Origin of the sequence: Roseibium sp. MMSF_3247 (genome assembly GCF_030733765.1) — a bacterium.
Taxonomy (GTDB): Bacteria; Pseudomonadota; Alphaproteobacteria; order Rhizobiales; family Stappiaceae; genus Roseibium.
This window is the reverse complement of sequence record NZ_JASHII010000002.1, coordinates 560,596-574,860: the sequence shown is the minus strand read 5'-3', so window position 1 is coordinate 574,860 and position 14,265 is coordinate 560,596. Positions and strand designations below refer to the sequence as shown.

The following is a 14,265-nucleotide window of genomic DNA, read 5'->3' as shown; positions in this document are numbered from 1 at the left end:
CGGTCAGTTTTGTTCTGCCTGACGGCGCTGCCGCTCTATCTCACGCCATTTGCGTACGTTGGCGCGGTGCTGATCATATGTTTCTGCAAAAATGTGTCCGCCCGTCCCGTCGGCGACAAAGAACAAATCCTTTGTCCGGGACGGATTGGCAACGGCCTCCATGGCAGCCCGGCCCGGATTGCCGATCGGCCCCGGCGGCAAGCCGTCAATTTGGTATGTGTTGTAATTGTTTTCAGCGTCGATTTCTGACTGCTTGATAGCAGACCTATCCTTGAGCCACGCTTCCCCGCCATAAAGGCCGTACAATATCGTCGGATCCGACTGCAGGCGCATGTTTTGGTTCAAGCGATTGACAAAGACCCCGGCGACCCGGGGCCGCTCGTCGGCGAGCGCAGTTTCCTTTTCAACGATGGACGCCAGGATCACCAGTTCTTCCGGTGTACCCACTGGCAGATCTTCTACTCGTCGCTCCCAGATTTCTGCCAGGAGTTTGTCCTGTGCAGCCTGCATCTGGTTCAGAACTGACTGCCGGGTTGCTCCCCGCGCAAAGGTATATGTTTCAGGCAAAAGTGCGCCTTCGGCAGGCACGTCCGTGATCTCTCCAACGAGAATCGGATGTTCGCGAACCCGCTCGATGATTTGAGCGGTAGTCCAACCTTCCGGGATCGTGACGGAGTGCGTCACGGCTTTGCCTTCGACCAGATCCGTCATGACGTCTTTCATGGAGACGCCGGGAGCGAATGCGTATTCACCGGCTTTCAGCTTGGTCGCACTCTTGTAAAACCGCGTGCCAAGCTGGAAGACCCACTCATCAAGCATGGTGTCGTCGATCACGCCTTTTGCTGCGAGGCGGTCGGTGATCCCGGTCAGACCGGAACCTGACGGAATAATGATCGTCGCTTCTTCTGTGAGCGGACCAGCCTGCTCAAACATGTGCTTGCCGAAATAAAGCGCGCCGCCAACAGCTGCCAGCCCGAAGACCGCCAGAGAAATGACCATATTGATCAGGATAACGATTGGATTGCGCACATGACGGGAGCGTTGCGGAGGCGCAGGTGCCGGCTCGGGTTGCAATGCTTCGCGCGGACTTTTCGGCTTAATGCCCATGGCCTATCGCACCTCCTGACAAGATCTCACGGGCCTGTCAAACTGCAGTCACGTGTAAAACAAACGGGCCGAACGAACGAATCGGCGACCGGCCCGATGAACTGTGAATGCGTTATGCGGCAACTTTACGGAAAACAAGCGACGCATTGGTTCCACCGAAGCCGAAAGAGTTCGACAAGGCAACATCAATGTTCATTTGTTTCGCTTTGTGCGCCACAAGGTCGATTTCGGTTTCAACCGATGGATTGTCAAGGTTGATCGTCGGCGGAGCCATTCCGTCGCGAATTGCCAAGACAGAGAAAATCGCCTCTACCGCACCAGCAGCCCCCAACAGGTGACCGATGGAGGACTTGGTGGAGGACATCGTCAAGTTGGACGCGTGTTCACCGGCAAGGCGGGTTACAGCCCCCAGTTCGATCTCGTCCCCAAGCGGCGTGGAAGTGCCGTGTGCGTTGACGTAATCCACATCAGCTGCTGTGATGCCTGCGCGATTAAGCGCGGCTTCCATGCAGCGGTAGGCGCCATCGCCATCTTCGGACGGCGCCGTGATGTGATAGGCATCGCCGGACATGCCGTAGCCGATGACTTCGGCGTAAATTTTCGCACCGCGTTTCACCGCATGCTCGTATTCTTCGAGGATGACGATGCCTGCGCCTTCGCCCATGACGAACCCGTCGCGGTCCTTGTCATAGGGCCGGGAGCCTTTTTCAGGCGCATCGTTGAACCCGGTGGAAAGTGCGCGGCAGGCGGCAAAGCCAGCCAGCGCCAAACGTCCGACCGGAGATTCCGTGCCGCCAGCGACCATAACGTCGGCATCACCAAATGCGATGAGACGAGAGGCATCGCCGATTGCATGCGCGCCGGTAGAGCAGGCTGTCACAACAGCATGGTTCGGGCCTTTGAGCCCATGGCGAATGGAGACATATCCACCGGCTAGGTTGATCAGGCGGCCCGGAATAAAGAACGGGCTGATCCTGCGCGGCCCCTTCTCAACGAGCATGTGGGCACCCTTTTCGATGCCCTGCAAGCCGCCGATACCGGACCCGATCAAAACACCGGAGCGGACCTGTTGCTCGTAAGTTTCGGCTTTGAAACCGGAATCGGCAATCGCCTGATCGGCAGCTGCCATCGCGTAGACGATGAAGTCATCGACCTTGCGCTGTTCCTTCACGTCCATCCAGTCGTCCGGATTAAACGCACCTTCTACAGCCGGATCGCGCGGGATTTGGCAAGCAATCTGACAAGCCAGATCGTCCACTTTGAAGTTCGTGACCTGATTGGCCCCGCTTTTTCCTGCCAGGATATTCTTCCAAGTGACATCGGCCGTGCCGCCCAGCGGCGTTACCATGCCCAACCCTGTTACGACTACTCGCCTCATACACCCGCACTTACGTTAGAAGGGCCTGGCGGGATACATTACCCCGCCGGCCCGATCTTCAAATAAGGTTCAAGCTAAGGGGAAACCCCTTACTTGTTGGCTTCCAGGAATTTCACAGCGTCGCCAACGGTCAGGATGGTTTCAGCTGCAGTGTCCGGGATTTCAACGCCGAATTCTTCTTCAAAAGCCATGACCAGCTCAACGGTGTCGAGGCTGTCTGCGCCCAGATCGTCGATGAAGCTTGCGCCTTCAACAACCTTCTCTGCATCTACGCCGAGGTGCTCGACAACGATTTTCTTAACTCGATCCGCGATATCGCTCATCTTTTACTTCCTTGGTTTTCGTCTGTTCATCACTCGCGGCACGGCGCCGGACCGGTTGACTAGAAACGCGGCGGACCGAACTCACTGAACTCAAGTGTGTCTTTGCACACCCCGGCCTGAGACCGGGCCAAGATGTGCAATTTGTAACAATCGGCGGGTAGGTAACACACTTTGTTGACCATTACCAGCCGGTCAGAGCCGCTTCTTTGCGGCCAGGATTATTTTTGCCTGCTCGGCAAATCATCCTTTTAAATCATTGCCATACCGCCATTGACGTGCAGCGTTTGCCCTGTGACATACGCGGCCTCGTCGCTGGCAAGATAGGTTGCGGCCGATGCAATCTCGGAAGCTGTGCCCAAACGGCCTGCCGGCACGCTGGTCAAAATCGAATCTTTCTGCTTGTCATTCAGCGCATCGGTCATCGCTGTTTCAATGAAACCCGGTGCAATACAGTTGACGGTGATGTTGCGGCTAGCCACTTCACGCGCCAAAGACTTGTACATTCCGATCATGCCGGATTTGGCCGCGGCATAGTTGACCTGACCCGGGTTTCCGGTCACGCCCACAACGGAGGTGATGCCGATGATCCGGCCAGCACGGCGCTTCATCATGCCCTTGATCGCGGCGCGGCACAGAAGAAAGCCGGACGTTAGGTTAACTTCCAGCACCTGGTCCCACTCTTCGTCTTTCATGCGCATGAAGATGTTGTCGCGGGTGATCCCGGCATTGTTTACCAGGATGTCCACCGAGCCCATCTTCTCTTCAGCTGCCGGCAGCAAACCCATGACAGCTTCACGGTCCGACAGGTTTGCTGGTGTCACGAAGGCACGCTCACCGAGATCGGACGCCAAAGCTTCAAGCTTTTCAGCGCGGGTTCCTGACAGGGAGACGGTTGCTCCTTGTGCATGAAGCGCCCGGGCAATCGATTCCCCGATCCCACCTGTCGCACCGGTAATCAGCGCATTCTTGCCTTCCAAGCTGAACATATAACGTCCTTCCTTGCGTTTCGCGCCGTATGGCACAGGCCCTGGCCGGGCCGGGTTCTTAGTTGTTGCTTTTTGGATCTTAGCTGGACAGCTTTTCGATGACCGCGTCAATGTCGTCCGGCGAATTGACGGCCATGCCGCCGGCTTCCTTCGCAATCCGCTTGACCATGCCGGTCAGGACCTTGCCGGTTCCAACCTCAACAAATGTGTCGACGCCCTCTCCTGCGAGCCAGGAAATGCTTTCCCGCCAGCGTACGGTGCCAGTCACCTGCTCGACCAAACGGTCGCGGATTTCGCCCGGATCTGTAATCGGTTTGGCGAGAACATTGGCAACGAGCGGCACGGCCGGCGCCTTGATATCAGCATTGTTCAGAGCTTCAGCCATGGCCTCGGCCGCCGGTCCCATCAGCGAACAATGGAACGGGGCGCTTACGGGAAGAAGGACTGCCCGGCGGGCACCGCGTGCTTTGGCGATTTCGACGGCGCGCTCAACGGCGGCCACATGACCGGACACAACCACCTGGCCGGGCGCATTGTCGTTGGCTGCCTGACAAACTTCGCCCTGCGCTGCATCCTTGGCAACTTCAGCAGCAGCCTCGAAATCCAGACCCAGAAGCGCTGCCATCGCGCCCTGCCCGACCGGAACTGCATTTTGCATGGCGTTGCCGCGCACGCGCAGGAGTTTCGCAGCTGTTGCCACATCCAGGCTGCCAGCTGCCGCAAGAGCGGAGTATTCACCCAGTGAATGACCCGCGACGAAAGAAACGGACGCTTTCAAATCCAGGCCCTTGGCTTCCAGAACCCGCATGGTGGCGAGACTGACAGCCATCAGAGCCGGCTGAGCGTTAGCGGTCAGCGTCAGATCGCCTTCCGGACCGTTCCACATGATGTCGGAAAGTTTTTGGTCCAACGCATTGTCCACCTCTTCGAAGACAGCCTTAGCTTCTGGAAATGTGTCGGCGAGAAGCTTGCCCATGCCAACAGCCTGGCTGCCCTGGCCCGGGAATGTGAATGCGGTGGTCATCTGGATAAGTCTCCGAATTGGCCTCAGCCAGCGGTGTTTTTTGTTTTTGCCGCGAGCTGTTGCTACAAGGAAGAGCGTTTTTGAGCGGGCATTTTTAGAAAGAGCCCACGTGCCTTGGCGGCAGGCTATGAAACGGACGGGGGTAAAGTGTCAAGAGCGATGAGGGAAGTTTTGAGGGAATTGGACGTTCTTCAAAGACAAAAGCGCACGTGGCGGCTGCAGGCATGAATGTCCAGTCCATCTGGCGCTATCCCGTCAAATCCCTTTCGGGCGAACCCTTAAATAAAGCGCTCATAGAAGACCGAGGCTTGTCAGGCGACAGGGCGTATGCCGTGGCGGACGCGAGCGGCAAACTTGGCAGCGGCAAATCCACCAGCCACTTCCAACGCATCGACAACTTGCTGTTTCTCCGGGCAGAAACACAGAACAACGAAGTTCACATAGGACTGCCCGGGGAGACCTTGGAACCGATCAGCTCCAGAGATTTGCCGAACCGCCTCTCAGACTATCTCGAACAGCCGGTGACACTCGTTGAAGACCAAGACGTGGCGCATTTTGACGACGGCGCTGTCCACATAATCCTGTCCTCTGATCTAAACCGGCTCCATGCGCGGTTTCCGCATTTGGATTTCGATCCGCGCAGATTCCGCGCAAACCTTTTGCTGAACACGCCAGACCACATGAGCGCAGAGGATATGCTGGGTCGCATTATCACCATTGGTGATGTCCGGCTCAAAATCACCCACCCGACAGAACGCTGTGTCATGGTCACCGCCAAACAGGAGGGGCTGTCTTCAGAACCGCTAATCCTGAAAGCAATTTCCCAAGGCTACGACGTCAATTTTGGCCTCTATGCCTCGGTTTTGAAACCCGGGCGAATTGAGGTTGGGCAAGACGTTGAGATATCTGCCGAGATTGGTGGGCGCGATAGGTCTGGGCGGCAAGAATTTGGTTTCTGACGCTGCAACGCCTTGAAGCGGAGGATTTCCGGGTCCGGCCCTTGCATTTCTCCCAAAACGGAGTATACACCGCGCTTCATCCGGGTTTGGCCGGGGGCTGAACGGAAGGGCGTTTGCCAGGATATCGTAAAGAATATCCGACTTCCCGTGTTCCCACTCCCGTAAGATTTCTCGTAGCCTTTCCGGGCTTACGAGGAGGCTTTGCGCCAAACCTGAGTTGTCAACCGAAAGAAAGGCAAGTTTCCATGCCTCATTACGAGCACGTGTTCCTGGCCCGCCAGGACGTTTCGGCCCAGCAGGTCGAAGCCCTCGTCGAACAGTACAAAGGCCTCATCGAAGGCGCTGGTGGCACTGTCGGCAAGGTGGAAAACTGGGGTCTGCGTACCATCGCATACCGCATCAAGAAAAACCGCAAGGCACACTACACCCTGATGAACATCACAGCACCGCATGCAGCGGTTGCCGAGATGGAGCGTCAGATGGGCCTCAGCGAAGACGTTCTGCGCTTCATGACCTTCAAGGTTGACGAGCTGGACGAAGAGCCGTCTGCAATGATGCAGAAACGTGATCGCGACGATCGCGGCGGCCGTGGTGGCCGTTTTGGCGACCGTGGTGGTGATCGTGGCGGCCGTGGTGGTGACCGCGGCGGTGATCGTGGTGGCGACCGCGCTCCGCGCCGGGCTGAAGGGGAGTAAGAGATTATGGTAGACATTTCACAAACCCCAAGCCGCCGTCCGTTCTTCCGCCGCCGGAAGACCTGCCCGTTCTCCGGTGCCAACGCCCCGAAGATCGACTACAAGGACATCCGTCTGCTGCAGCGCTACATTTCCGAGCGCGGCAAGATCGTTCCAAGCCGCATCACCGCGGTCTCCGCGAAGAAGCAGCGTGAACTGGCCCGTGCTATCAAGCGCGCCCGCCTGCTCGGCCTGCTGCCGTTCGTCATCAGCTAAGCACCTCTCAACGTCAGGAGATGCCTTCTGCCGGGTCCGCCCGGCAGAACCCGAATTGGGACCGCGGGCAAACGGTCTCTAACCGTCATCACACATGAAAGACGATGACGGGACAGTAGGAGAAAACCCATGCAAGTTATCCTTCTTGAGCGTATCGCTAAGCTCGGCCAGATGGGCGACACCGTTAAGGTGCGCGACGGCTACGCACGCAACTTCCTTCTGCCGCAAGGCAAGGCTCTGCGCGCCAACAAGGCCAACCTGGAGCGTTTCGAAAATGAGCGCGCCCAGCTTGAAGCCCGGAACCTTGAGCGCAAGTCCGAAGCTGAAGCCGTTGCCGCCAAAATGGACGGCGAAGCACTCGTCATGATCCGCTCCGCTGGTGAAACTGGCCAGCTCTACGGTTCAGTATCCACACGTGACATTGCTGAAGGTCTGACGACTGCAGGCTTCTCTGTCACCCGTGGCCAGGTCGAACTGCGCAGCCCGATCAAAACCATCGGCATGCACGCTGTTCTCGTTCAGCTGCACCCGGAAGTCGAAGTTGGCATTTCCGTCAACGTCGCACGCTCTGAAGACGAAGCCGTTCGTCAGGCAGCCGGTGAAGATCTGACCGCGCCGGAACAGGACGTCTTCGAATTTGAAGAAGACGAAGAAGAGGGCGAAGGCGAAGAAGCTGAAGCAACTGAAGAAGCAGTTGCTGAAGAAGAAGCTTGATTGCTGCGATCCAGCCTTTGAAAAACTTCTCGGAAACGGCGCTCATTCGGGCGCCGTTTTCTTTTGCCAGCTTGCTTTTTGAAAGCCGCCTCGCGTGCCAGCTTCACATATCCAGCCAACGCATTGAAAGTGCTGGTTTTTCCATTAACTAATCGTTAACTATTTAAAAACATATTGAATATCAACGACTAATAGTCAACTCCTGAGTCCTCAAAGGCGGTTTGAGTCAAGTATGTTTTCAACCTTTCCCCGTTGATCTGTGGACGCCGGTGGGAATCTGCGTCAAGCTTTTTTGCAGCTTGAGCCCACACCGGTCTGAGGCTATTTCCGATGACAACACGGTCATCGGGGGCAGGCATGAAGGGTACTTTGCAGAAGGTCGAGACAGAAGAAGACGTCCAGCGTCTGGCACCGCATAACGCGGAAGCCGAGCGGCAGCTTCTTGGCGCGATCCTCGTCAACAACGAGACATTCTACCGCGTGTCCGACTTTCTGGAGTCGCATCACTTCTTCGTGCCGCCGCATCAGGATGTCTATGAAAAGATCGGCCACCTGATCCGCGCGGGCAAGACCGCCTCCCCGATCACCCTCAAGACGTTTTATCCGGCCGACGCGAAAATCGCTGACCTGTCTGCGACCCAGTTTCTGCTGCGTCTTGCTGGCGATGCGGCGTCAATCATCAACGCGGAAGACTATGGCCGCACCATTTATGATCTTGCCATCCGCCGGAACCTGATCCGGATCGGCGAAGACATGGTCAACATCGCTTTTGACGCACCGATCGATGTCCCGCCGGAGCAGCAGATTGACGACGCCGAGCGCCGCCTTTTTGAACTGGCTGAAACGGGGCGCAGCGAAGGCGGATTTGTCTCCTTTGGCGATGCGCTGACTGAAACCATTGAAATGGCCCACGCGGCCTACAATCGTGAGGGCGCCCTGTCCGGGATTTCCACCGGCCTGCGCGAACTCGACAAGCTGATGGGCGGTTTGCAGCATTCCGACTTGATCGTTCTCGCAGGGCGTCCCGCGATGGGCAAAACCTCGCTTGCGACCAACATTGCCTACAACATCGCACAAAGCTATCAGGCCGAAGAACAGCAGGACGGAACCATCAAGACCGTCAACGGCGGCGTGGTTGGTTTCTTCTCGCTCGAAATGTCGGCCGAACAGCTCGCAACCCGTATTATCTCTGAACAGGCTGAGATCTCATCTTCGAAAATCCGCCGCGGCGACATTTCAGAGGCTGAGTTTGAAAAGCTGGCCGCTTGTGCGCAAACAATGCAGTCCGTTCCGCTTCATGTCGATCAGACCGGTGGTATTTCCATTGCCTCGCTGGTGGCTAAGGCCCGCCGCTTGAAGCGCCAGCGCGGCCTTGACCTGCTCATCGTTGACTATATCCAGCTCCTTTCCGGCTCGGCCAAGAACCAGGGCAACCGCGTTCAGGAAATCACAGAGATCACGACCGGGCTGAAAGCGCTCGCAAAGGAGCTCAATGTTCCGATCATCGCGCTTTCCCAGCTCTCGCGTCAGGTGGAATCGCGCGATGACAAGCGTCCGATGATGTCCGACTTGCGTGAATCCGGGTCCATCGAGCAGGACGCCGACGTGATCATGTTCGTGTTCCGTGAGGAGTATTACCTTTCCAAAACGGAACCGGATGAAGGCTCGCCGGAATATGAGATCTGGCGGGACAATATGGAGCGGCTGAAAGGCAAGGCGGAAGTCATTGTCGCCAAGCAACGTCACGGACCAACTGGAACCGCGAACCTTCACTTCGAAGGTCAGTACACCCGCTTCTCCGACTTGGCTGAGGACGACCACCTGCCCGAGCGCTACGAGTAAGATTGCACTTCCAGACCGGGTTGGATCTTTGACCAAGCAAGGCCGGCTTGACCGTTTTGGCTATCGGACGGGCACACTCTGTCCAAACCAAACGCTTTGCAGGCAGCGGCGAACCTTCTAATGTCGGCAGGTTGATGCACTGCGAAATCCGATTCTGTCCGGAGACCTGTCAGCCTCGTGTCCGAAACGCCCATGAATGCCTACTCCTCCGCCCTTTATGGCGGCCGTTTGACCGTTGATCTGGACGCCATTGCCGCGAACTGGTCTCTTCTGAGATCCAGATTAGCGCCGGGCAGTGAGTGCGCGGCAACCATCAAGGCAAATGCCTATGGAACAGGACAAGCAGAGACGGCAACCAGGCTCTTTGAGGAAGGCTGCCGGACGTTCTTTGTGGCGGTTCCAACAGAAGCCATTGCGCTGCGCCAGACACTTCCAAGTGCCACCATCTATGCGCTCGACGGCTTGTTTCCAGACACGGCTGATCTGCTTCTTCAGGACGATGTTCGGCCTGTCCTCGGGTCCCTGGACGAATTGAAGGAGTGGGCCGCACTTTGCAGGACCGCCGGCAAGAGTTTTCCTGCAGCGGTCCATGTCGACACCGGGATCCATCGGCTTGGCTTGTCTGGCGACGAGTTTGGAACAGCGCTCGCCGATCCAGAACTTATGGGCCCCTTTAAACCAAGCCTCCTCATGTCGCATCTGGCTTGCGGCTCGGATCCGGACCATCCGATGAACAAGGAACAGCTTGACCGGTTCATCGCGCTCACCTCGCCGTTCAAGGATGTTCCACGGTCCCTTGCCAATTCCGCTGGCGTCCTGATGGGACCGGAGTATCACTTCGATCTGGGCCGTCCCGGCATTTCCCTCTACGGCGGCCGGGCCTTCGACCACGGCGACAACCCGATGCAGCCGGTGGCCAAGGTGGAAGCCCGCATCATGATTGTGCGAAACGTTCCGAAAGGCGATGCGATCGGCTATGGCGCGACCCAAACCGCGAAACGGCCGCTGCGCAACGCGGTCGTCGCGGCCGGTTACGCGGACGGATTGTTGCGGCGTGCCAGCTCCTCAGATGACCGTCCTGGTGGTTTTGGAATAATTGGCGGCTATAAAGCTCCAATCCTTGGCCGGATCTCCATGGACATGATCACGCTCGACGTCACCGACATTCCAGATCACCTTGTTCAGCGCGGCGGGCTTGTGGAAATGCTGGGGCCAAATGTTGCGGCGGCTGACATGGCGGCATATGCGGAGACCATCGACTACGAATATCTGACAAGCCTCGGACGGCGTTTTGAACGCATCTACGGCCCGTTGGGTTGATTGGAGTTTTATTGGATGGCCCGCCGGTCCACATCTTTCGTTTGCCAATCCTGCGGCGCAGTCACCGCGAAATGGGTCGGCCGCTGCGAATCCTGCGGTGAATGGAACACCATTGTCGAAGAGCAGACCGGCGGCGGCATTGGCGGAGGTCCGAGCCGGGCTTCAAAGTCCAAGGGCCGTGTTGTCCCACTTGTCGGCCTGACCGGGGACACCAAGGAAGCGCCGCGCATTCAGACCAAGGTTGCCGAGCTTGACCGGGTCACTGGCGGCGGCTTTGTCCGCGGCTCCGCCCTGCTTGTCGGCGGTGATCCCGGGATCGGAAAGTCGACGCTCCTGATCCAGGCGGCAGCTCAACTTGCCAGCCTCGGTCACAAGACCGTTTACATCTCCGGCGAGGAAGCGATCGGCCAGGTGCGGTTGCGCGCTGAGCGACTGGGACTGGCAGAAGCTCCGGTCGCCCTTGCTGCAGAAACCAGCGTTGAAGACATCCTGGCGACCCTGGAAGCTGACACGGCCCCGGCGATGTTGATCCTGGATTCCGTCCAGACGCTCTGGACAGATCAGGCGGACTCACCGCCTGGCACTGTTACGCAGGTGCGGGCGTCAGCTCAGGCCATGGTCCGCTATGCCAAGAAGAATGGCACCACTTTGGTGCTCGTCGGTCATGTCACCAAAGACGGGCAGATCGCCGGCCCACGGGTCGTCGAGCACATGGTGGACGCGGTTCTTTATTTTGAGGGCGATGGTGCCCATCAATACCGGATCCTGCGCTCGGTCAAAAACCGGTTTGGTGCAACTGACGAGATCGGCGTTTTTGAAATGACCGGCAAGGGTCTTCAGGAAGTGCCCAACCCGTCAGCGCTTTTCCTGGGAGACCGCAATACCACGGCGCCCGGCGCAGCGGTCTTTGCAGGCCTTGAGGGCTCGCGGCCGCTCCTCATCGAAATCCAGGCCCTGGTGGCACAATCCTCCCTTGGAACGCCCCGGCGCGCTGTGATCGGCTGGGACACTGCGCGTCTATCCATGATCCTTGCGGTTCTAGAGGCGCGCTGCGGTGTGCGTTTCTCGCAGCATGATGTCTATCTGAATGTTGCCGGCGGGCTCAAAATCAACGAGCCCGGTGCTGATCTTGCCGTTGCTGCTGCCCTTGTCTCTTCGCTCAGCGGGCTTGCCCTTCCGGCCAATTGCGTCTATTTCGGCGAGGTCAGTTTGTCGGGGGCCATCCGGCCCGTGGCGCAAGCTCAATCAAGACTGAAAGAGGCCGAAAAACTTGGCTTTGATCAGGCTTATTGTCCAGAGGGTAACCTCAAGGACGGCGCCGCGTCTCCCTTCAAGGCAACGGGATTGCCGGAACTTGGGGACTTCATCGCTAAACTGACAGCGGAGACTGGTGCACAAGGGGCAACCTGACGCATCATCAGACCCGCTAGAGAGTGTAATTTTCGCGCTTCGGCGCCAGACAGAGGACTTATCGGAAACATGCCGATTACGCTGCTGGACGGACTGCTTCTGGTCATCATGCTCATCTCGGCGGTTCTGGCGATGATCCGCGGGTTTGTCCGCGAAGTCCTGTCGATCGTTTCCTGGGTCGCTGCGGCCGTTGCCGCGTTCATGCTCTATGAGCGCGTCATGCCATACACCCAGCAGTACATCTCACAAGATCTGGTCGCTATGGGTGTGTCCGCGGCTGCCGTCTTCCTGGTGACTCTGATCGTTGTCAGCTACATCACCATGCGCATTTCCGATTTCATTCTGGACAGCCGCATCGGTGCGCTTGATCGCACGCTCGGCTTTGTTTTCGGCGCCGTCCGCGGCCTTTTGCTGGTCGTTGTCGCAATGATGTTCTTCAACTGGTTCGTCCAGCCGGAACAACAGCCGCGCTGGGTGCAAAACGCTAAGTCGCTGCCGATCCTGTTGTCGGTGGGCGAACGATTGGTCGCGGTCTTGCCAGAAGACCCGGAAAAAGCGATTCTGGACAAGATCCGGGAAAATGAGCTAACAGGCGGACAACGCTCTAGCGCGCCTGCCGAAGAGCCCACTTACAGTGACTCTGAGCGTCAGGGCCTGGAACAGCTGACCACGGACAGCAACTGACGCCGAAAACCGGCGCCCGTTTAGACAAACGACACAATATCCGGACCGGCCCGCAGACCGGCCAGAATGTAAGGAGTGGTCGCCATGACTGGCGGAACCGATTTCCATGAGCCGTTCGACATCAATGACGACACATTGCGCGAAGAGTGCGGTGTGTTCGGCATTCTGGGCCATGAAGATGCCAGTGCGCTGACCGCGCTCGGCCTGCATGCCCTGCAGCATCGCGGCCAGGAAGCGGCCGGTATCGTGACCTTCGACAATGAGCAGTTCCGGGCGGAACGCCATTTGGGTCTTGTCGGGGATCACTTCTCCGACGCAGAGACGATCGGCCGCCTCACCGGCCGTGCCGCCATCGGCCATGTGCGCTACTCCACGACTGGCGAAACTATCCTACGCAACGTGCAGCCGCTGTTTGCCGAGCTGGAAGGCGGCGGCATCGCAATCTGCCACAACGGCAATTTCACAAATGCGCTGACCTTGCGCCAACAACTGATCCGCGACGGCGCGATCTGCCAGTCCACGTCGGACTCAGAGGTTGTCCTACAGTTGGTCGCCCGGTCCCGCGAACAGAAAATCGTCGACCGGTTTGTTGAAGCGATCACCCAGATGGAAGGGGCTTATGCCCTTGTTGCGCTGACGTCGAAGAAACTCATTGGCGCGCGGGATCCGCTCGGCATCCGTCCGCTGGTTCTGGGTGACTTGAATGGTGCTCCGATCCTCGCGTCTGAGACCTGCGCGCTCGACATCATCGGTGCGAAATTCATCCGGGACGTGGAAAACGGTGAAGTCATCGTCTGCACATCCACCGGCATCCAGTCCTTCTTCCCGTTTGGCAAGCGCCCCGCCCGACCGGACATCTTCGAGTACGTCTACTTCTCCCGTCCTGACTCCATCGTTGGTGGCCGCAGCGTCTATGATGTGCGCCGGGACATGGGCCGGGAACTCGCGCGTGAATCCCACGTGGACGCTGATGTGATCGTACCGGTGCCGGACAGTGGTGTTCCAGCCGCAATTGGCTACAGTCAGGAAAGCGGCGTTCCGTTCGAACTCGGCATCATCCGCAACCACTATGTGGGCCGGACCTTCATTGAACCGACCCAGCAGATCCGTGCGCTTGGCGTGAAGATGAAGCATTCCGCCAACCGATCACAGATCGAAGGAAAGCGCGTTGTGCTTGTGGATGACAGTCTGGTCCGCGGCACAACGTCCGTGAAGATCGTGCAGATGATCCGTGATGCTGGCGCCAAGGAAGTGCATTTCCGTTTGGCAAGCCCGCCGATCAAGCATTCCGACTACTACGGCATCGACACGCCCGTTCGTGAAAAGCTGCTGGCAGCGAAGTATGGGCTTGAAGAAATGTGCAACTACATCGGCGCTGACAGCCTTGCCTTCCTCTCCGTGGACGGAATTTACCGGGCCGCAGGTTATGATGGCCGGGACAACGAAAACCCGCAATTTACAGACCATTGTTTTACCGGCGACTACCCGACGCCGCTGACGGATTTGTCCGAAGATCAGGACTTCATCAGTGCGCCGCGTCTGGTGGAAGTCGGCTAAGGAATTAGCGA

At 57.9% G+C, this 14,265-nt stretch carries 14 protein-coding genes; 9 read left to right on the top strand and 5 right to left on the bottom strand.

From position 1 onward, the window contains the following. Window positions 1-3: 3 nt before the first annotated feature. The 5 genes from mltG to fabD form a co-directional block, all read right to left on the bottom strand. Window positions 4-1,107 carry an endolytic transglycosylase MltG gene (gene mltG, locus RBB44_RS08110; RefSeq protein WP_306146890.1) on the bottom strand — a complete coding sequence of 368 codons (1,104 nt, stop codon included), beginning with the start codon at window positions 1,105-1,107 and terminating at the stop codon, window positions 4-6. A 112-nt stretch (window positions 1,108-1,219) separates the two neighbouring features. Further along, window positions 1,220-2,485, bottom strand: a complete 1,266-nt coding sequence (fabF, locus tag RBB44_RS08105) for a beta-ketoacyl-ACP synthase II (RefSeq protein ID WP_133950336.1) — start codon at window positions 2,483-2,485, stop codon at window positions 1,220-1,222. A gap of 89 nt (window positions 2,486-2,574) precedes the next feature. Further along, window positions 2,575-2,808, bottom strand: a complete 234-nt coding sequence (locus RBB44_RS08100; RefSeq protein WP_008194310.1) for an acyl carrier protein — start codon at window positions 2,806-2,808, stop codon at window positions 2,575-2,577. A 248-nt stretch (window positions 2,809-3,056) separates the two neighbouring features. Beyond that, entirely contained in the window at window positions 3,057-3,794 is a 738-nt protein-coding gene (gene fabG, locus RBB44_RS08095; RefSeq protein WP_306146889.1) for a 3-oxoacyl-[acyl-carrier-protein] reductase, read from the bottom strand. 79 nt (window positions 3,795-3,873) lie between these two features. Next, window positions 3,874-4,818, bottom strand: a complete 945-nt coding sequence (gene fabD / locus RBB44_RS08090; RefSeq protein ID WP_306146887.1) for an ACP S-malonyltransferase — start codon at window positions 4,816-4,818, stop codon at window positions 3,874-3,876. 224 nt (window positions 4,819-5,042) lie between these two features. Here fabD and RBB44_RS08085 point away from each other — a divergent pair, with 224 nt between their 5' ends. The 9 genes from RBB44_RS08085 (at window position 5,043) to purF (ending at window position 14,254) form a co-directional block, all read left to right on the top strand. After that, on the top strand, window positions 5,043-5,777 hold the full coding sequence (locus tag RBB44_RS08085; RefSeq protein WP_306146885.1) for an MOSC domain-containing protein: 735 nt from the start codon (window positions 5,043-5,045) through the stop codon (window positions 5,775-5,777). A 245-nt stretch (window positions 5,778-6,022) separates the two neighbouring features. Next, window positions 6,023-6,472 carry a 30S ribosomal protein S6 gene (gene rpsF, locus RBB44_RS08080; protein WP_133950344.1) on the top strand — a complete coding sequence of 150 codons (450 nt, stop codon included), beginning with the start codon at window positions 6,023-6,025 and terminating at the stop codon, window positions 6,470-6,472. Between the two features lie 6 nt (window positions 6,473-6,478). Next, the gene (rpsR, locus tag RBB44_RS08075; RefSeq protein WP_133950346.1) at window positions 6,479-6,727 is read left to right on the top strand and encodes a 30S ribosomal protein S18; all 249 of its coding nucleotides are present in this window, start codon (window positions 6,479-6,481) and stop codon (window positions 6,725-6,727) included. Window positions 6,728-6,856: 129 nt separating this feature from the next. Next, window positions 6,857-7,441: a 50S ribosomal protein L9 gene (gene rplI, locus RBB44_RS08070; protein ID WP_133950348.1), complete on the top strand. Its 585-nt coding sequence runs from the start codon at window positions 6,857-6,859 to the stop codon at window positions 7,439-7,441. Between the two features lie 357 nt (window positions 7,442-7,798). Further along, a complete protein-coding gene (locus tag RBB44_RS08065; RefSeq protein WP_306146881.1) occupies window positions 7,799-9,283 on the top strand; it encodes a replicative DNA helicase in 1,485 nt (494 codons plus the stop codon). A 177-nt stretch (window positions 9,284-9,460) separates the two neighbouring features. Beyond that, a complete protein-coding gene (gene alr / locus RBB44_RS08060; RefSeq protein ID WP_306146880.1) occupies window positions 9,461-10,603 on the top strand; it encodes an alanine racemase in 1,143 nt (380 codons plus the stop codon). 15 nt (window positions 10,604-10,618) lie between these two features. Next, window positions 10,619-12,013, top strand: a complete 1,395-nt coding sequence (gene radA, locus RBB44_RS08055; protein ID WP_209173612.1) for a DNA repair protein RadA — start codon at window positions 10,619-10,621, stop codon at window positions 12,011-12,013. Window positions 12,014-12,082: 69 nt separating this feature from the next. Next, window positions 12,083-12,697 (top strand): CvpA family protein, encoded by a 615-nt coding sequence (locus RBB44_RS08050; RefSeq protein WP_133950356.1) that lies wholly within the window; start codon window positions 12,083-12,085, stop codon window positions 12,695-12,697. Between the two features lie 84 nt (window positions 12,698-12,781). Further along, window positions 12,782-14,254, top strand: coding sequence for an amidophosphoribosyltransferase (gene purF / locus RBB44_RS08045; protein ID WP_306146879.1), 1,473 nt, complete (start codon window positions 12,782-12,784; stop codon window positions 14,252-14,254). The last annotated feature ends 11 nt before the right edge of the window (window positions 14,255-14,265 follow it).